The sequence below is a fragment of the Roseburia intestinalis L1-82 genome (assembly GCF_900537995.1).
In the GTDB taxonomy this organism is placed as follows: domain Bacteria; phylum Bacillota; class Clostridia; order Lachnospirales; family Lachnospiraceae; genus Roseburia; species Roseburia intestinalis.
Map to the genome: position 1 here is coordinate 1,580,445 of NZ_LR027880.1, position 19,214 is coordinate 1,599,658.

The window sequence follows — 19,214 nt, forward strand, 5'->3', positions numbered from 1 at the left end:
AAGCAGACTTAGCAACTCTGCCGCCACAATCCATATAGCGGTATAATGATACTCCTTTACCGCCGTAGTCCGAGCGTTAAAAGCGTCGCAGGCAACGGGTAGAGCTGCATGAGAACCATGCGGAAGTGAAATTCTTGTGAGGTTTGCTAAGACCGTCTGATGAGCCTATTTTCCATTAAATTGAAAGAAGATAAGGGGGATTTTGAATGAATAAATCAAATAGCAGTGAAGAAAAAGAACTGCATTTATATAAGGAAACAGAAGTAAAAGTTCCTATTCATTTGAAAATAACATTAACAATAAAGGAAGCGGCTGAATATAGCAACATAGGTATCAATAAGATTGACTCCATGTTAAAACAGCCAAACTGCCCTTTTGTTTTATATGTTGGAACACGAAAGTTAGTGAAGCGTAAAGAATTTGAGGAATACATTCGCCGAGAATTGATTATATAGCCTTTAATAGCTGAAATATTTGTCTGTTAAGATTGAAAAAACGGAGTCCTTGTGATATAATTTATATTTGCGTTGGACTCTTTTTTTAACGTGAAAGGAGTCCGTCATGGGAAAAAATTTAAAAGGCAAAGAGTGTGGGAAAGGTATTTGTCAAAGAAAGGACGGTTTGTATTTCGCAAGATTTTATGCTAAAAATGGTGCGCGTCAAAATGGATATTTCAAAACGCTGCCCGAAGCAAAAAAATGGCTTGCTGACGCAAAGTATGAAGATACACATAATCTAATCGTTACTGCGCCTGATATGACAGTAGATAAATGGTTCAATTATTGGATTGATAATATCATTTGTGACCTTGCGCCAAATACGATAAGAAATTATCGTGAGCGTTACGAAAAAAATATTCAACCATTGATAGGAACTATGTGTATAGCTGATGTAAAACCTATGCACTGTAAAGCTGTCTTAAATCGAATGGAAACAGAATATGCAGGCTCAACAATCCGGCAGACCTATATTTCAATGGGAACTATGTTCAAATCAGCAGTTATGAATGATATTATTGCAAAGCACCCTATGAATGGTGTTCGATATACGAAACCAGTCCGGGCAGTAGATGATATTAAATACTTAACCGTTGAGGAACAGGAAAAGTTTCTTGAAGCCGCAGAGCGTTCTCATAATTATAGACAGTATGCTTTGTTATTAGAAACGGGTTTGAGAACGGCTGAATTGATTGGTCTGACATGGGACGCTATTGATTGGAAAAAACGTACTTTAACTGTAAATAAGAGTTTAGAGTATCGACACAGCCGGAGATATTGGCGTGCCGGTCCGCCTAAAACGAAAAAAAGTTATCGTACTATTCCGCTTACAGAACGCGCATATACAATCCTAAAAAGTTGTTATGATGAAAAAGATACCCGGAAAGAGTCTGAAATGCTTTCACAGATTTTGGAGTACACAGACAGCAGAACGGGAGAAAAGAAATGTCTTGTCATGCGGGATTTGGTATTTATCAACTGGCGAACAGGAGAACCTGCTAAAAACAGTTCCTACGATACACATTTATATAAATTGTGTGATGAAGCTGGTATTAAGCGTTTTTGTATGCACGCCTTACGACACACTTATGCTACACGCGCGATTGAACGCGGCGTACAACCTAAAGTTTTACAGCAACTATTAGGACACGCAAGTATTAAAACAACAATGGACAGGTATGTCCATGTTACGGACGAGTCCCTTGCAAAAGCTGTTCAGCAATTTGAAGCAGCTACACCCACAGTTGAAAAAAGGGTGTAAAAAGGGTGTAATAAAAATATAGAGAAAGGCGAAAACCCGCATAAATAAAGGGTTTTCGGACAGGTAAAAGATAAAATGAAATTAGGCATCGTCGGACTCCCAAATGTCGGAAAGTCTACATTATTTAATTCACTTACGAAGGCAGGCGCACTTTCGGCGAATTATCCATTCGCTACGATCGATCCGAATGTGGGAATTGTATCCGTGCCGGATGAGAGAATTGTAAAGCTTGGTGAACTCTACCACACGAAAAAAGTTACACCAGCAACGATTGAATTTGTTGATATTGCAGGACTTGTAAAGGGTGCAAGTAAGGGGGAAGGATTGGGAAACCAGTTCCTTGCAAACATTCGTGAAGTAGATGCAATCGTTCATGTCGTACGCTGCTTTGAGGATACAAATATCATCCATGTGGATGGATCCATTGACCCGGCAAGAGATATTGAAACGATCAATCTTGAACTTATTTTCTCAGATATTGAGATCCTTGACAGAAGAATCTCAAAAATTGCAAAGCAGGCAAGAATGGATAAGACGCTTGCGAAAGAGCTTGAACTTGTAGAGGCAGTAAAGAAGCATCTTGAAGATGGCAAGATGGCAAGAACGTTTGAAGTACCGGACGATGATGATGCACAGATCTGGTTTAAGGGATATAACCTTCTTACAGCAAAACCTATGATCTATGCGGCAAACGTGGCAGAGGATGATCTTGCAGATGACGGAGCATCGAATCCGCACGTTGCGAAAGTCAGAGAGATGGCGAAAGAAGAAGGCGCAGAAGTATTCGTAATCTGTGCGCAGATAGAGCAGGAACTTGCAGAGCTTGATGAGGATGAGAAAAAAGAATATCTTGAGGATCTCGGTGTTGAGTCAAGCGGACTTGACAAGCTTGTAGCTGCAAGCTATTCACTTCTTGGACTGATATCATTCCTCACTGCCGGGGAAGATGAGTGCCGTGCATGGACGATCAAAAAAGGCACAAAAGCTCCACAGGCAGCAGGAAAGATCCACACGGATTTTGAACGTGGATTTATCAAGGCTGAGGTTGTAAACTATCAGGATCTATTAGATAATGGAAGTCTTTCCGCAGCGCGTGAAAAAGGAATCGTCGGAATGGAAGGAAAGGATTATGTGGTCAAAGACGGAGATGTAATCTTATTCCGCTTTAATGTATAAAAAATAGTCTAAAAATATACCGGGACGCATATGGTTTTCTAAATGAACGGATTTGGAAGACTATATGCGTTTTTGTGAATTTCAGAAAAAAGAAGTGATCAATGTCTGTGACTGCAAGTGTCTTGGAAATGTCTGTGATCTGGAGTTTGATGAGCATGACGGATGTATCCGGACGATTATTGTTCCTGGACCGGCAAAGTTTTTTGGATGTGTGGGAAGAGAATTTGAACTGCATATTCCATGTTGCAAAATCGTAAAAATCGGACCCGATATCATATTGGTTGATATAGAAGAAAAAGAAGTTCGTAAGAAAATACAGTAAAACGAAAATATTTCGAAACTTTTCGTTGAAATAACCAAAAACAGGTGGACATAACAGGGAAAATTATGTTGACAATTACAAAAACAATGGATATACTTTTAATAAATGGGGTCTGTGCATAGGAGGTAGCTTATGAAGTGTCCGTTTTGCAGCAGTGAGAATACGAGAGTCATTGATTCAAGACCGGCAGACGATAACAATTCGATTCGCCGCAGACGGTTATGCGATGAATGTGGGAAGCGCTTCACAACATATGAGAAGGTTGAAACGATACCGCTTATCGTGATTAAAAAGGACAATAACAGGGAGCAGTATGACCGTTCCAAAATTGAAGCAGGGGTACTGCGGGCATGTCATAAGAGACCAATTTCTGTCAACCAGATCAATCAGTTAGTCGATGAGGTTGAGACGGAAATATTTAATCGTGAGGAGAAGGAGATCCCGAGCAGTCTGATCGGAGAACTTGTGATGGATAAGCTGAAAGATCTCGAGGCAGTTGCATATGTAAGGTTTGCTTCGGTATATCGTGAGTTTAAAGATGTGAATACATTTATGAGCGAATTGAAAAAGATGTTAGACAAGTAACGGAACGCTAAAATTATGCTAAAGTATTTACAAAGGCAGACCGATATAGTTTTTGCCAAGAAGAAGATGCAGATGGATGGGATTGGGTGGTATGAATATTTCAGGTATCCGTATACAGGCGGGGTTTTATGATTACAATACCATAAAGAATACTCAGATTCAGGAGGAAAGTGTACCAAATGTCATAGATACGGCGGGGGAAGATACCCGTGTGGCTGAGGTTACAGAGAGTGAGAGGGATAACAAGCCGGATCATGGTGCCACAGAGTATGCGAAACAATATCAGCCGGATGCAGAGTATGATCTGAAAGGAATCGCGAGCGATATTACAAGTCTGGATGTAGAGAAAGCTATCTCCGATATGAAGAAGGATCAGGTGTTACAGCAGTATCAGTTTTTTGTTGGAGAGCGTATGAGCCAGACCGGATTATTATATATTCGTCCGAATGAGAATTTCTCATTGTAAACAGAACATTGATGATGGAAAGGGGATTGCCTGTGGGTGATTCTCTTTTTTACTGGATATTTTTTGGAAAGTATAGTACACTGTACTTTGTATGAAAATTTACATGAAAAAATATGTATGCAGACCAAATTTGCAGGCAAATAAAAATATACATACAAACCCAAATTTGTATGAAAATGAGGATAAGAAAATATGATGGAAAAGTTCTATCCGGATGAGTATCTGGATTCAACCTACGAGATAGATTTTGATGAATTGTATGCACAGGGGTATCGCGGTGTGATTTTTGATATAGACAACACACTGGTGCGGCATGGAGCACCGGCGGATGAGCGTGCATGTGCACTGTTTGCACATTTAAAAGAACTGGGATTTGCGTGTATGCTGTTGTCAAACAACAAGGAACCGCGTGTGAAAATGTTTAATGATGCAGTCAATGTTTCTTATATCTATAAGGCGGGCAAACCGAATCCGGCAAATTATAAAAAGGCGATGGAGGAACTGGGGACAGATACCGGCAATACCATTTTTGTCGGAGATCAGATTTTTACGGATATATATGGTGCGAAGCGTGCCGGTATCCGCTCGATTCTGGTAAAACCGATTCATCCGAAAGAGGAGATACAGATTGTATTAAAAAGATATCTGGAAAAGATCGTGCTGTATTTTTACAGAAGAGATCTGGCAAAGAAAAACAAAGAAAAACAATAGACGGCATACTTTGGGCAAACCGATTGTCATGAATAAAATGCTCATTTAAGAGCAAATAAAATAGAAAGAAATGAGGAATACAATGAAAATCGCTATTGGAAATGATCATGCAGCAACAGAATTAAAATTTGTCATCATGGATTATCTGAAAGAATTGGGACATGAAGTCATTAATTTTGGAACAGATACGTCAGACAGCTGTAACTATCCGGAGTATGGTGAAAAAGTCGGACGTGCCGTTGTGGCAGGGGAGGCAGACTGTGGAGTGCTGATCTGTGGAACCGGAGTCGGTATCTCAATCGCTGCAAATAAAGTAAAGGGAGTCCGTGCGGCAGTGTGTTCTGACTGCGCAACTGCAAGACTTGTCAAGGAGCATAATAATGCGAATATTATTGCATTTGGTGCAAGAATTGTCGGAACCGAGCTGGCAAAAGATATCGTAAAAGCATATTTAGATGCAGAGTTTTTAGGTGGAAGACATCAGACGAGGATTGATCTGATCCATGAGATAGAAGAACGAAACTCATAAATAACCATGTTTTTGTCAATTTGATGGTGCAAAACGAAAAAAAGCTTGAAATGTACAGGCATTTATTATAAAATAGAAAAATCAGAGAGTCCAAAACTCGGGCGTATGTTTAAGGAGGAAGTTACATGATTTCAGCAGGAGATTTCAGAAATGGTATTACCATCGAGTTAGAGGGTAACATTTACCAGATTATTGAATTCCAGCACGTTAAACCAGGTAAAGGTGCAGCGTTTGTTAGAACTAAGTTAAAAAATATTAAGAGTGGCGGTGTTGTTGAGAAAACATTCCGTCCTACAGAGAAATGCCCACAGGCACGTATTGATAGAAAAGATTATCAGTATCTGTATGCAGATGGAGATTTATTCTACTTTATGGATGTTGAGACATATGATCAGATCGCTTTATCCAAAGATGATATCGGTGATGCCTTAAAATTCGTAAAAGAGAACGAGATGGTAAAAATGTGCTCTCACAACGGAAGCGTATTCGCAGTAGAGCCACCTCTGTTCGTAGAGTTAAGAATTACAGAGACAGAGCCAGGTTTCAAAGGTGATACAGCAACAGGTGCTACAAAGCCGGCAGTTGTTGAGACTGGTGCAACTGTATCTGTTCCGTTATTTGTTGAGCAGGATGATGTGATCAAGATTGATACAAGAACAGGTGAGTACTTATCCAGAGTTTAATGGGTACGGGTGCTGATTTGTCATAGAAGACCCCGGAAGCATTTTGTTTCCGGGGGTTTTTCGTTCAATATAGTAATTTTGCAGGGATTAAGGTGGACAGGAGAGAATCATGAAGAAAATTGCACTGATTATGGATGGCTGGAAAAGGTGGTTTACTTTTGCATGGCCGGCAGGAATTCTTCAGAGAATCAGACAGACCGGCGAGGAAGTGAGTCTGTACATCTTTAACAGTTCGGGCGGATGGAGCTGTGATGAGGAGTATAATACCGGTGAGTATAATATATACAGGCTTCCAAATCTGCGCGAGTTTGATGGGATTATTCTTGATCTGAATAATATTGGATATCCGAAGGTGCGGGAAGATGTGATACGGCGCGCAAAAGAGTCCGGCGTACCGGTCATTTCCATTGCAAAAGAGATCGAAGATTTTTATTATGTCGGGATCAACAACGAAAAAGCAATGCGGGTGATGATCGAACATCTTTATGAGAAACATGGGTGTAAAAAATACTGGTTTGTGATGGGACCGGAGGATAATTATGAGAATGTAAAAAGAATGGCTGCATTAAAAGCATTCATGGATGAAAAGCAGCTTATATATTCAGAGTCGGATTTTTACTGCGAGAGCTTTGAATATCAGTGCGGTGTCAATGGATTTGAAAAACTGTTAGAAACACATGATGCACTGCCGCAGGCAGTCATCTGTGCGAATGACAATATTGCGGTTGGCGTATGTGAGGCGGCAGCGGCACATGGATATCAGGTTCCGAAAGATTTCTGCGTGACCGGTTTTGACAATTTTGATAAAGCGGCATATTATGTGCCGAGGATCTCGACGATCAGTCATATCCGGGAAAATGTGGGGGTTGCATGTGCAGATTTATTCCTGCGTATCTGGAAAGGGGAAAAACCGGATCGGTTTTATTATACAGATACAGAAGGTGTTTTCTGGGACAGCTGTGGGTGTACGGCGGCAGAGGTGCCAGATCAGTCGGCTTATCTTAAGGGACAGATCATGTATGGAATTGAGACAGCAAAGTTTGAGGATGAGGTGTTTTCTTTAGAATATGAGCTGCTCAAATGTAATACGGTGCGTGAGATGATGTACTGTATACCACAATGTATTCCGTCTTTAAAATGTGACGCAATGTATCTGATCCTTGATTCACATATGGATGTATATAAGGAACAGGTAAAATTACACCGGAGTCTTAGTTTTTTTGATGAGGACGATTTTCATGTAGAGGGGTATCCGAAATGTATGCAGGTAAAGTTTGCATATAAAAATGGCAGAATGTTAGATACAGACCGGATGGAGATTGAAGGTATTTTTCCTTTTTTTGAACCGCACAAGGGTGGAACAGATTTTTTATTTCTTCCGATGCATTTCAGAAACCGTACGGTTGGATATTTTGTCATTGAAAATGCAGTTTATCTGATGGAAAAACAGTATCTGTTCCAGGTGGTAAAGACACTGACAAATGCGATGGAAAATCTCCATAAAAAAGAAAAGTTAGAATACATGAACCAGGTTCTGTCAGATCTTTATGTCAAAGATTCCATGACAGGATTATATAACCGCATGGGATACCAGAAGCTGTCGGTAAGCTATTTTTCTATTATGAAAGAGAAAAAAGTACCGGTATTGGTAATGTTTATTGACTTAGACCGCCTGAAATATATTAATGATACCTATGGACATGAATATGGTGATTTTGCAATCGTTTCTATTGCAAAAGCAATGTTAAAATATTGTGCTGCGGATGCGATTGCAGCGCGGACCGGCGGTGATGAATTTATTGTGCTAGAGGGGGCAAAAGATGAGATGACAGGCAGACTGTTAGCACAAAAGATCAGGGCAGAATTAAGTGAAGTACAGGAAAAAATGCAGCTGCCGTTTCAATTAAGTGCCAGTATTGGTGCCGTTGTCGCGCAGCCTGGAGAGGAAAATGTGCTTGGCAGCTATATAAAACAGGCAGAGAAGCTGATGTATGAGGAAAAAGCGGAGAAAAAAGTAAGCAGGGATAATTGACAGATGAGAAATTTTTTATGCGGCAGACTGCGTGAATATGGCAGGGCATGCCGGTTGAATCTGAAAGATACCGGATGGGGAATGAAATTGGTGGTGCTGGTGATCACAGGATTTTTCTGCGGTGCACTGGCATCCGAATATTTTGGGACGAAACTGATTTTTTTTGCTGGAGGAGTGTTCTTAGGTGATATGCTGCTCATGGTGGCAGTATGTCTGCTTTCGCGTTTTGGTGACCGCATCTGGCATCGCAATATCGGAAATATTCTGTATGGGATTGTGGGATTTTTGATATTTGTCTGCTGTTGTGTATATGGAAGTGTTGGCAATGAACATATGGTCAGCACTTTTTTTTCTACATTCCTTTATATTTTATTGCTGTTAGCGGGAAGATTTATCTGGGCATGGCTGGTAAAACGGCGGCATACACTGATTGGCGGAATCCATTTTGTACTCGGCTGTGTTATATGGTGTGTGTTTCTGGCATTTTTGTTTGGACAGGGATTTTTGGATGATTATATTTCGGATTATCTAAAGAACAACATTTATGTGACACAGGCGGATGAAGTGGCTGGATTTGCGGATTACTGTGCGAAAGGAGAATATACGCCTGCCTGTGTGACCTATGGTCCGGATGGTGGAACAGATATGACAACAGGCACAGTGGATCTAAGTCCATATGTGGCAAAAGAGAAAAAGTGGCATAGAATCTACCGGAGTTTTTTTACGAAACACACCAGAAAAGATGCGCCGGTCGCGGGGAAAATCTGGTTTCCCAAAGAAGCAGAAAACTGTCCGGTTGTGTTTATGGCGCACGGCAACCACAGCATTACGGCAGAGTCGTATCTGGGATATGATTATCTTGGAGAATATCTGGCATCACATGGCTATGTGTTTGTGTCTGTGGATGAAAATATTTTAAACGAGAGAAGTGGGGAAAATGATGCGCGTGCGGTTCTTCTTCTGGAAAATATCGGGGAGATTTTAAAGAAAAATGGGGATGATTCACAGCCAATCTATGGTAAGCTCGATGAACAGAATATTGCATTGATGGGGCATTCGAGGGGCGGTGAGATGATCGCGGATGCATATCTTTTCAATGAGTATGATGCATATCCGAGCAATGGCATGTTTACGTTTGATTATCATTACAAGATCCGGGCGCTCATCGCGGTGGCACCGTCAGTCAACCAGTATCTGCCGGCGGGACATGAGACGGAACTTTCGGATATCGATTATCTGGTGCTGCAGGGAGCGAATGACCAGGATATCAGCGTTTTCCTTGGGAATGAGCAGTATGAGAATGTTTCATTTTCAAAAGACGGGTATTACATTGCATCCTCGCTCTATATCGCCGGTGCGAATCACGGACAATTCAATACGGAATGGGGAGAGTATGATATCGGAAGACCGTTTTCCCTGTGGCTGAATGTAAAGAATTTTATTACGGCAGAAGAACAGCAGGAAATCTTAAAAATTGCTTCACTTGTTTTTTTAGATAAGAGTTTGAAAGGAAATGACACCTATGCAGATTTCCTGACAGATTATGCAAAGTATGCCGCATATCTGCCAAAAACACTTTATGTACAGCAATATGAGACTTCGGATATTTCGTTTATTACCGACTATGAGGAGGACTCTGATTTAGAGACTGCGCCGGGAGGCAGTATATCTGCGGAACATTTTACGATGTGGACAGAGGAAGAATTAGCATATTCCGAATTCGCGATGGGAAAAAGAGAAAATCATGCGGTGCGGCTGAAATGGAAGGAAACAGAAGCAGCATATTATGAGATCGCATTGGACGAGCCGATGGCGATGGGAGAGGGCGGAATCTGTTTTGATGCCATGGATTTAAGGGAAGAAGCAGAGAGTGAGCCGATGGATTTTTCTGTGGTGCTGACAGATATCTATGGAAATTGTGCAGTCAGTTCCGTGAGTGATTCTGTAATCCTTTATCCGGCATTCCCGGTAAAACTTTCAAAGATTCAGTACCTTACCGGGAAAAATGAATATAAAAGGCAGCTTCAGACGGTACATATCACGGCAGATCAGTTTGCAGACGAAAACGGATTTGATAAGGAACAGATCAAAAGTATCCGGTTTGTGTTTGACAGACTGGAAAACGGTGCAGTAAACTTAGATAATATCGCTTTTGTAAAATAGAAAAAAGAAAATCTTTCCGGAAAGGTGCATATAATAGTGGAAAGAATGCTACAAAGGGGAATTTATGCAATTTTTGATACAGGGGGACCGCGGTGTGTGGGTGGAATATTTACAGCTTGCACTCACCAGAGCGGGACATCCGACCAGGATTGACGGCATTTTTGGGGAACGCACCTGTCAGGCATTGAAGAATTTTACCGGAAATACGGATGTATGTACAGTAAATCGCGAGGTATGGGAGAAATTAAACCCATATCTGACCGGATACCGTATGCACACGATTGAAAAAGGAGATACGGTTTTTGGACTATCGCGCAGATATGGGACAACGGAGGAGGCAATCCTTACGGCAAATCCGCTGATTGATCCGGATGATCTGGTTGTTGATGCCATTTTAGCGGTTCCGCTCGGATTTCCGTTGGTTCCGCAGATGGTAAAATATACGTCGGTCTTAACACAGTGGATCATAGACGGGCTTGTGGTGCGCTATCCGTTTTTGTCGGCTGGTGTCATAGGAAAAAGTGTGATGGGAAAGGATATTCACAGTCTTTGGATCGGAACCGGTGAGAAGCAGGTATTTTACAGCGCATCTTATCATGCCAATGAGAGCATTACAACGCCGGTGCTCTTAACATTTGTGGAGGAGTATGCAGCAGCTTATGCGGCAGGTGGAAACATTGTTTTTTCATCGGCTGTCCGGGAGGAACATAGTGGACAGACGGGCATGGGGCAGGAATCCGTCGATGCGAGGACGTTATTTGATGAATACAGGCTCTGCATGGTGCCGCTTGTGAACCCGGATGGGGTGGATTTAGTCAATGGCCTGTTAAACAGCGGTATTTATTACCGCAGGGCAAGGCAGATTGCGGATGATTATCCGGCAATACCATTTCCGGATGGTTGGAAGGCAAACATTGATGGGGTGGATTTAAATCTGCAGTTTCCGGCGGGCTGGGAGATGGCAAAGCAGATCAAATTTTCCCAGGGGTATGATAAACCGGCACCGAGGGATTTTGTGGGGGAGGCACCGCTTACCGCACCGGAGAGTGTGGCAGTATATGAGCTGACAAAAGAGAATGATTTTTTACTGATCCTTGCATATCATACACAGGGTGAAGTCATTTACTGGAAATATCTTGATTATGAACCGGCAAGATCAAAAGAGATCGCAGATTATTTTGCCAGTGTGAGTGGTTATGCGGTGGAAGAGACACCAAGTGCCTCCGGTTATGCCGGATATAAAGACTGGTTTATCGAGGAATATGACAGACCGGGTTATACGGTCGAGGCGGGTATGGGAGAAAATCCACTGCCAATGACACAGGTTGAGAGGATTTATCATGACAATAAGGGAATTTTGGTTGGTGGTATGACACAGTTGCGCTAAAATCAGAAGAAAAGAAGCGGCAGAATAAATAAGAATCCTGTCCCACAGGATTCTCTGCCTGCACACAAACCTGTGATACAAATGGAAAGGTTATTTTCATTGAAAAGTGGGTAAAAATGGAAATTTAAAACAGCGTAACAGGCGGCTGAAAAAGGAGAATGTGAAATATGGTAAAAATAGATCTGATTACCGGATTTTTAGGTTCCGGAAAAACAACATTTTTAAGAAAATATGCTTCGCATCTGATTGCACAGGGGCAGAATATCGGAATATTGGAAAATGATTTTGGGGCAGTCAATGTGGATATGATGCTGCTTGGTGATTTAAGGGGGGATAACTGTGAACTTGAGATGATATCGGGTGGCTGTGATACTGACACGCACCGGAGACGTTTTAAGACCAAACTGATCTCCATGGGAATGTGCGGATATGACCGTGTGATCGTGGAGCCGTCCGGGATCTACGATGTGGACGAGTTTTTTGACACACTTCATGAGGAGCCGTTAGACGGCTGGTATCAGATTGGAAATGTCATCACAGTTTTGGATTCAAATCTGGAAGAAGACCTGCCGGAAGGCGCAGAATTTCTGCTTGCATCGCAGGCGGCAAATGCAGGGTGTGTTGTTCTTAGCAAGACACAGGAGACAACAGAAGAGGAACAGAAAAATGCCGTTTCCCATTTAAACCGTTCCCTGAACAATATTGGATGTAAGAGACAGTTTGACGAAGTTTTTGCAAAAGACTGGGATAAGCTGACGGATGAGGACTTTAAGCAGTTGTTATCCTGCGGATACCACATGGAAAACTATCGCAAGCCGGATCTGACACAGGAAAAAACATTCCAGTCCCTCTATTTTATGAATATGCACCTGACGGAGAAAAAATTACAGGAAGCCGCAAAAAAATTGTTCCTGGACAAGTCCTGCGGAAAAATATTCCGTATCAAGGGATTTATGAAGAATGAAAAAGAGCAGTGGATCGAGATGAATGCCACCAAAAAGAATCTGGTGATCTCGCCGATCAAAATGGGGCAGGAAGTCATCATTGTGATCGGGGAACAGCTGGATGAGGATGCGATACGCAGCTGCCTGGAAGCATAGAATCTTAATTGCATTGAACAGTACAGAAATGAGGAGTACCATGCAGACATATTATCAATGTTACTGGAACAAAACCAGTGAGGAAAATATAAGGATTTTGCGCATGTTTGGTGAGTCAGAGGAGGCAGTTGTGCCGGAGATGATAGCCGGACGTGCGGTGGTGGAGGCAGGAGATTACTGCTTTGCGGTGTCCGAACATCTGCCGGCAGAGTATGGGTGCACGGTCTGCATCTATGACACAGAGGAAAAAACATGGCAGGAGATACCGGCAGATGGGGCGGACTGGAACACACGCCTTGTGGAACTTAGTGGTGCCAGGTTAAAAAAGCTGACACTGCCGGATAATATGCGCAAAGTGGGAAACTATGCATTTTATAACTGCACTGCCTTAGAGATGCTCGTGACCGGAAAGTATCTGGAAGAAATCGGAAGCGATGCCTTTATGAACTGTAAAAAGTTTCACTTTCTGACGGTGCGCTGTGATGTGGGGGAGCGCAGCGGGGCAAAACAGATCTTAAGCCGGATTTCAGCGGATATGGAAGTGACATTTGCCGGAAAAACAGGGCAGACGGTTGTCTTTTATCCGGAATATTACGAGAGCTATGATGAGATCGCTCCGGCGCATATTTTCGGGCGGAGTATCGAGGGCGAAGGTTTCCGGGCAAGGCAGTGTTTTAAGGAGGGAGTCCCGGATCTAAGTTTGTATGATACGATTTTTCCAAAGGCATGTGCAGAAGAAAAAGAGCACACGCTGCTTCACATTTTAAGCCTGCGGTTACGGTATCCGGTCAGTCTCACGGATGAGGCGAAGGAGCGTTATGTGGCACATTTAAGGGAGCAGGAATTATATATCATACCCAAACTTGTAGAGCAGAAAAATATGGAAATGACCGCATTTTTCTGTGAAAATGGCTGGATCTCGCAGGCGGCAGTCAAAGCCGGATTAGAACAGGCTTCCCGGATGGAGTGGGCAGAAGGAACAGCAGAACTTTTGCACCTGCAGAGTAAATACTTTACGGAGCAGAAAAAAGAACGCTATTCATTTGATGATTTATGGTAAAAAATGTTAAGATGTTGTTAATGGCATATTTGTCCTAAACATCATCTTGATCTACCGTAATTTAAAGGAGAAACCCAAATGGCGCATATACAGACAGAGTCAGAGTGGCAGGAAGAGATGTCGGCAAAGATCGTGGAATTTGTACGGCATGAATTATACATGGAACTGCGGTATTTAAAACTGGCATTATCGCAGTTACAGTTAAAGTCCGATCCAGATCTGCGGGCATTTGCGACGGACGGTGCGTATCTTTATGTGGCACCGGAATGGCTGATCGGGATTTTTGAGAAAAATGCACAGTATTTAGGCCGTGCATATCTGCACACGGTATTACACTGCATTTTTTCCCATCTGTGGATCGGCGGAAACAGGGACAGAGAAACGTGGCATTTAGCGTGTGATATTGCGGTGGAATACACGATCGACCAGATGCAGGCGGAGTGTACAAAACGTATTTTAAGCTGGACGAGAAAACAGATGTATGACAGGCTGAAAGAGCAGAAACAGCAGAAACAGGGGATTTCCGCGGCAGTGATATACCGGATGATCGAGAACGAAGAGCTGGAACAAAAGATTCTGCTCCAAAAGGAATTTTACACGGATGACCATTGTTATTGGCCGAAAAAAGAGGACGGACAGGCAAAGCAGGAACAGGCGGTAAGAAACCAGAACCAGTGGAACAAGATCGCAAGGCAGACGAAGATGGAACAGGAGATGCGCGGCGGCGAGACGACGGACGGCGAAGATTTATTTCTGGCGCAGGCGGCAGCGGAAAAGAGCAGAAGAAGTTATAAGGATTTTTTGCAGCGTTTTTCCGTGCTGCGCGAGGAAATCGGAGTGGATCCGGAGGAGTTTGACTTAAACTACTATACCTATGGATTGAAATTATATGGAAATATGCCGCTGATGGAGCCGCTTGAGAGTCGTGAGGTAAAAAAGATCCGCGAGTTTGTAATCGCGATCGACACCAGTTACTCGACGAGTGGTACTCTGGTGGAACAGTTTTTAAAGGAGACGTTTTCTATTCTGACGCAGAAAAACAGCTTTTTTGCGCAGTCAAAGATCCGTGTGATCCAGTGTGATAATCAGGTCCGGTCGGATGTGGAATTAAGAAGCGAGCGGGATATTGCGGCACTGATGCAGAAATTTACGGTTGCGGGCGGTGGAAGCACGGATTTTCGTCCGGTATTTTCGTATGTCAATGACCTGATCGAGCGCGGAGAGTTAAAAAATATTGGTGGGCTTTTGTATTTTACGGATGGCAGGGGGACTTATCCGAAAATGAGACCGGACTATCAGACGGCATTTTTGTTTTTAGAGGACTATGATAATGCGGCGGTTCCGCCATGGGCAATCCGGCTTAAGTTAGAGCCGGAGGAATTTGCAGGGATGCCATAAGGGGGACATGAATCAGAAAGTTGAATGAAGGAGAAGGGAAAATGAAATCAAAAATAGATTTGAGCGGAATGTGGGAATTTTGCCTTGACGGGGACAAAAAAGGCATGGAACAGGAATTTTATAACAGACATTTTTCGGACACGATCGCATTGCCGGGAACGACCTCGGAGGCAAAAAAGGGCGGGCGGAGAGAGAAAAGAGAGATAGGATATCTGACCGAACCTTATCATTTTGAGGGGTATGCGTGGTATGGCAGAGAGGTGGAAGTAAAAGATTATCAGCCGGGGGATCAGGTCATTTTAAAATTAGAGCGCACAAGAAAATCTTATGTGTGGATCGATGGCGTGTTTGTGGGAAGCCGTGAGAGTTTCTGCACAAGCCATATCTATGATCTGACTGCATATTTAATGCAGGGCAGGGGACACCTTTCTGTCATGATCAGCAATGTGGATTATAAGGCGCCGGGCGGTCATATGACATCCCCGGATACTCAGACGAACTGGAACGGCATCTTAGGTGAAATTTCACTTCGGGTGTATCGCGGTGTGCGGCTTAAAGATGTTTTTGCAGAGTCGTGTTGGAAGAAACGGCAGCTTAAGATCGCTGTAAATGCAGCGGTGGATGATAAAATATCGCAGTTTTATGCAAAGCTTGCGGTCAGTCTTTGCAAAAAAGGGGAATCCGTGGACTGGTTTTGTGAGAGCGTGCCGGTACAGCTTACTGCGGGAGCAAATGAGATCACACATACATTTGATCTAAAAGGACAGAATGAACCGGAAGGCTGGAATGAGTACACGCCGGTTCTCTATGAAATGAGGGTGGAAATTTCCGGAGAGACGTCCGGCGGCACTTATGCGGATGAAAAAAAGATCTGCATTGGTTTTCGGGATCTCACAACGGATGAGCGGAGTTTTTATCTGAATGGACAGCCTCTGCTGCTGCGTGGAAAACACGACGGAATGATCTTTCCGCTGACTGGCTATGCCCCAATGGATGTGCAGTCCTGGGAAAAGGTGTTTCTGACCGCAAAGGATTACGGGATCAACCACTACCGGTTCCACACCTGCTGTCCGCCGGAAGCTGCATTTGTGGCAGCGGATGAGGTCGGAATGTATTTAGAGCCGGAACTTCCGTTTTGGGGAACGATCGTGGCGGAAGGGGAGCCGGAGTATGATAAGACGAGACAGGAATTTTTAAAACAGGAAGGCTATGATATCTTAAGGGAATACGGAAACCATCCGTCATTTCTCCTGTTTTCACTGGGAAATGAGCTGTGGGGAAATCCGAAAGTGTTAGATGAGATCCTCGGTGATTATAAAGCGGTGGACCGCCGTCACTGGTATGTGCAGGGATCAAATAATTTTCAGTTTGTGCCGACTGTGCTTGTTAATGATGATTTTTTCTGTGGGGTACGTTTTTCAAAAGAGCGGCTGTTCCGTGGATCCTATGCCATGTGTGATGCCCCGCAGGGCCATGTGCAGGTTAAAAGACCGGAAATGGAATACAGTTATGATGATAAAATCCGTCCGGCACAGAAAGCAGAGATGGAGAGTGGTGTCGGGGAGATCGAGATCCAGTTTGGAACAGGGACAAAGAAGGTAAAGGCAGAAGGAAAGGAAGAGTTGATCCCTCACATCCCGGTCGTATCCCACGAGATCGGGCAGTACGAGACATACCCGGATTACCGGGAAATCGAAAAATATACCGGAGTGCTTGTGCCGGAGAATTTAAAGATATTTAAGGAACGGCTGGAGCAGGCCGGCATGGTACATATGGCGCAGAAGTTTTTTCAGGCGTCCGGGAAACTTGCTGTGCAGTGTTATAAACGTGAGTTAGAGACGGCATTTAAGAGCAGGGAACTTGCAGGTTTTCAGATCTTAGATCTCCAGGATTTTACCGGACAGGGGACGGCATTGGTCGGTATCTTAAATGCTTTTATGGAAAATAAGGGATTGATCACGGCGGACGATTGGAGAAGTTTTTGTTCGGATTGTGTGCTGATGCTTTCTTTTCCATCCTTCGTGTATGAAGAAGGAATGGAATTTTCCTACCGCGTCCTGTTTTCAAACATGAATCCGGCAGAACTTAAAGATGCAAGAATCGTTGTGACCATGCAAAATAAAGTGACCGGGGAGCGCATGAGAAATGAGACAGAGCGGATGCATTTTACACAGACGCGTCTGAGTGAATACGCTGACGGAACATTTCGGATTCCGGAGTGTGGTGTGCCGCAGGTTTATGAGGTCCATGTGGAGATAGAGGGAAGCAGTATAGAGAACAGTTATGAGATCTATGCCTTTCCGAAATGCCATTCTAAACTGGGGGATGTTGTGAACATACTGCGTCAGAAGGCGGATACGCTGCCGGTCATCACCGATCGGTATGAAGAGTTAAAGCGTGCGGTGGCAGAAGGCAGGAAAGTGTTATTTTTTGGCACCGGTATCCGGGATGCCTATGCAATGATCGGAACCTACTGTACGGATTTCTGGTGCTACCCGATGTTTGCATCGATCTCCGAGAGCATGAACAGACCAAAACCGGTTGGAACGATGGGACTTTACATCCGCTCAGAGCATCCGGCGCTGGCGGAGTTTGTGACGGAGGAATATGAGACACCGCAGTGGTGGGATATCGTAACAGAGGAAAAAAATGCAATTTTAGACGGGACAGACATTGAACCGATCGTCTGGGTAATCGACAATTTTGCCCGCAATCACAGGCTTGGACTGATCTATGAGGCGAAAGTGGATAATGGAAGCGTACTGTTTTGTCAGCCGGATCTTTTGCATAAAGATGAGATCGCGGCAAAATGGCTGTTCTACAGTTTGTATCAGTATGCCGCGTCAGAGCGTTTTGTGCCGGAACAGACTATGGAACCCGGACAGATCGAAAAAATGTATGGATAAAAACAGAAAATTTTGAAGAAATGCACATTTTGTGATCTTATATTTGGGAGATACTTATGTATTTTAAAAGAAAAGTATATAACGAATTATTAGAATGGAAAAAGACTTATTCAGATAAATACGCTGTTTTGCTTGAAGGTGCCAGACGGGTTGGAAAATCGACGATCGCGGAAAATTTTGCCCAAAATGAATATAAATCATATATTTAATAGATTTTTCAAAAACAGCGAATAATATACGGGAATGTTTTGATGATATAGGAAATTTGAATATGTTTTTTTGAGACTTCAGGCGGAAACCGGAGTGACATTATATGAACATGAGTCATTGATCATTTTTGATGAAGTACAACTTTTTCCTAAAGCAAGGCAGGCAATAAAGCATCTTGTTTTGGATGGGAAATATAGTTATCTCGAAACCGGCTCTTTGATTTCAATAAAGAAAAATGTAAATGAAAAGACTTATAGTTGCAAGCAAAAAGCATGCGGTTCTATATAAATTTAGAAGCGGCATGCTTTTTTTGGGATTCATGTCAAAAAACGCAAATTCACAAAAATACATGCGAATAAAGTCTGAAAATTACCGTATATCCGGAAAATGACAACTGCTATAATGAAATCTGCGTCGACAAATGAAAAAAGTACATGTGGTAAACAAAAATTTTTTTACCTAAAGTTATCAGACAACACGCAATATGACGCGGAAATAAGAGAAAAAATATAAAATAGTACTTATTTACCACACAACGGTTTCTGTGGATATTGAACGAAAAGCGGCACGAAAATAACTTAAAAAATAAAAAATTAAGTAAATGTGAACAAAGTGTGAAAATCCAATAAAATATCTTCTACAAAAAGCAGAAAAGAAAAATGTGCATATTACACAAAAATAATCACAAATATTGACATATAATAATGCAATATATATAATTAAAATTA

General features: G+C 42.7%; 16 protein-coding genes and 1 pseudogene. All 17 read left to right on the top strand.

Features of this window, described 5'->3' with window-relative positions; genetic code table 11:
- The first annotated feature begins 206 nt into the window (after positions 1-206).
- A complete protein-coding gene (locus RIL182_RS07390) occupies positions 207-455 on the top strand; it encodes an excisionase (protein ID WP_006858659.1) in 249 nt (82 codons plus the stop codon).
- A 106-nt stretch (positions 456-561) separates the two neighbouring features.
- Complete coding sequence (locus tag RIL182_RS07395; protein WP_006858658.1) at positions 562-1,758, top strand: tyrosine-type recombinase/integrase; 1,197 nt, start codon at positions 562-564, stop codon at positions 1,756-1,758.
- A gap of 75 nt (positions 1,759-1,833) precedes the next feature.
- A complete protein-coding gene (ychF, locus tag RIL182_RS07400; protein ID WP_006858657.1) occupies positions 1,834-2,934 on the top strand; it encodes a redox-regulated ATPase YchF in 1,101 nt (366 codons plus the stop codon).
- Between the two features lie 64 nt (positions 2,935-2,998).
- Entirely contained in the window at positions 2,999-3,256 is a 258-nt protein-coding gene (locus RIL182_RS07405) for a YlmC/YmxH family sporulation protein (RefSeq protein ID WP_006858656.1), read from the top strand.
- A gap of 132 nt (positions 3,257-3,388) precedes the next feature.
- Entirely contained in the window at positions 3,389-3,841 is a 453-nt protein-coding gene (gene nrdR / locus RIL182_RS07410; RefSeq protein WP_006858655.1) for a transcriptional regulator NrdR, read from the top strand.
- A 91-nt stretch (positions 3,842-3,932) separates the two neighbouring features.
- A complete protein-coding gene (locus RIL182_RS07415) occupies positions 3,933-4,307 on the top strand; it encodes a hypothetical protein (RefSeq protein ID WP_022111749.1) in 375 nt (124 codons plus the stop codon).
- 192 nt (positions 4,308-4,499) lie between these two features.
- Complete coding sequence (locus RIL182_RS07420) at positions 4,500-5,018, top strand: YqeG family HAD IIIA-type phosphatase (protein ID WP_006858653.1); 519 nt, start codon at positions 4,500-4,502, stop codon at positions 5,016-5,018.
- Positions 5,019-5,100: 82 nt separating this feature from the next.
- On the top strand, positions 5,101-5,547 hold the full coding sequence (gene rpiB / locus RIL182_RS07425) for a ribose 5-phosphate isomerase B (RefSeq protein ID WP_015522301.1): 447 nt from the start codon (positions 5,101-5,103) through the stop codon (positions 5,545-5,547).
- 125 nt (positions 5,548-5,672) lie between these two features.
- Complete coding sequence (efp, locus tag RIL182_RS07430) at positions 5,673-6,230, top strand: elongation factor P (protein ID WP_006858652.1); 558 nt, start codon at positions 5,673-5,675, stop codon at positions 6,228-6,230.
- A 109-nt stretch (positions 6,231-6,339) separates the two neighbouring features.
- Entirely contained in the window at positions 6,340-8,262 is a 1,923-nt protein-coding gene (locus tag RIL182_RS07435; RefSeq protein WP_006858651.1) for a GGDEF domain-containing protein, read from the top strand.
- A 3-nt stretch (positions 8,263-8,265) separates the two neighbouring features.
- Entirely contained in the window at positions 8,266-10,425 is a 2,160-nt protein-coding gene (locus tag RIL182_RS07440; RefSeq protein WP_006858650.1) for an alpha/beta hydrolase family protein, read from the top strand.
- Between the two features lie 64 nt (positions 10,426-10,489).
- Positions 10,490-11,812: a M14 family metallopeptidase gene (locus tag RIL182_RS07445; RefSeq protein WP_015522303.1), complete on the top strand. Its 1,323-nt coding sequence runs from the start codon at positions 10,490-10,492 to the stop codon at positions 11,810-11,812.
- A 167-nt stretch (positions 11,813-11,979) separates the two neighbouring features.
- Complete coding sequence (locus RIL182_RS07450; protein WP_006858647.1) at positions 11,980-12,912, top strand: GTP-binding protein; 933 nt, start codon at positions 11,980-11,982, stop codon at positions 12,910-12,912.
- 40 nt (positions 12,913-12,952) lie between these two features.
- Positions 12,953-13,972 (top strand): leucine-rich repeat protein, encoded by a 1,020-nt coding sequence (locus RIL182_RS07455; RefSeq protein WP_015522304.1) that lies wholly within the window; start codon positions 12,953-12,955, stop codon positions 13,970-13,972.
- Between the two features lie 78 nt (positions 13,973-14,050).
- On the top strand, positions 14,051-15,370 hold the full coding sequence (locus tag RIL182_RS07460; protein WP_006858646.1) for a vWA domain-containing protein: 1,320 nt from the start codon (positions 14,051-14,053) through the stop codon (positions 15,368-15,370).
- 41 nt (positions 15,371-15,411) lie between these two features.
- Positions 15,412-18,276 carry a sugar-binding domain-containing protein gene (locus tag RIL182_RS07465; protein WP_022113202.1) on the top strand — a complete coding sequence of 955 codons (2,865 nt, stop codon included), beginning with the start codon at positions 15,412-15,414 and terminating at the stop codon, positions 18,274-18,276.
- Between the two features lie 56 nt (positions 18,277-18,332).
- Positions 18,333-18,732: pseudogene (locus tag RIL182_RS22285) on the top strand (AAA family ATPase); the annotation flags it as partial.
- Positions 18,733-19,214 lie beyond the last annotated feature (482 nt).

Bases quoted from the DNA above. Each gene is read 5' to 3' on its own strand.
- RIL182_RS07435 (WP_006858651.1), top strand. From the start codon at position 6,340: ATGAAGAAAATTGCACTGATTATGGATGGCTGGAAAAGGTGGTTTACT.
- RIL182_RS07465 (WP_022113202.1), top strand. From the start codon at position 15,412: ATGAAATCAAAAATAGATTTGAGCGGAATGTGGGAATTTTGCCTTGAC.
- RIL182_RS07415 (WP_022111749.1), top strand. From the start codon at position 3,933: ATGAATATTTCAGGTATCCGTATACAGGCGGGGTTTTATGATTACAAT.
- RIL182_RS07420 (WP_006858653.1), top strand. From the start codon at position 4,500: ATGATGGAAAAGTTCTATCCGGATGAGTATCTGGATTCAACCTACGAG.
- RIL182_RS07450 (WP_006858647.1), top strand. From the start codon at position 11,980: ATGGTAAAAATAGATCTGATTACCGGATTTTTAGGTTCCGGAAAAACA.
- RIL182_RS07405 (WP_006858656.1), top strand. From the start codon at position 2,999: ATGCGTTTTTGTGAATTTCAGAAAAAAGAAGTGATCAATGTCTGTGAC.
- RIL182_RS07395 (WP_006858658.1), top strand. From the start codon at position 562: ATGGGAAAAAATTTAAAAGGCAAAGAGTGTGGGAAAGGTATTTGTCAA.
- ychF (WP_006858657.1), top strand. From the start codon at position 1,834: ATGAAATTAGGCATCGTCGGACTCCCAAATGTCGGAAAGTCTACATTA.
- RIL182_RS07455 (WP_015522304.1), top strand. From the start codon at position 12,953: ATGCAGACATATTATCAATGTTACTGGAACAAAACCAGTGAGGAAAAT.
- rpiB (WP_015522301.1), top strand. From the start codon at position 5,101: ATGAAAATCGCTATTGGAAATGATCATGCAGCAACAGAATTAAAATTT.
- RIL182_RS07445 (WP_015522303.1), top strand. From the start codon at position 10,490: ATGCAATTTTTGATACAGGGGGACCGCGGTGTGTGGGTGGAATATTTA.
- RIL182_RS07390 (WP_006858659.1), top strand. From the start codon at position 207: ATGAATAAATCAAATAGCAGTGAAGAAAAAGAACTGCATTTATATAAG.
- RIL182_RS07440 (WP_006858650.1), top strand. From the start codon at position 8,266: ATGAGAAATTTTTTATGCGGCAGACTGCGTGAATATGGCAGGGCATGC.
- RIL182_RS07460 (WP_006858646.1), top strand. From the start codon at position 14,051: ATGGCGCATATACAGACAGAGTCAGAGTGGCAGGAAGAGATGTCGGCA.
- efp (WP_006858652.1), top strand. From the start codon at position 5,673: ATGATTTCAGCAGGAGATTTCAGAAATGGTATTACCATCGAGTTAGAG.
- nrdR (WP_006858655.1), top strand. From the start codon at position 3,389: ATGAAGTGTCCGTTTTGCAGCAGTGAGAATACGAGAGTCATTGATTCA.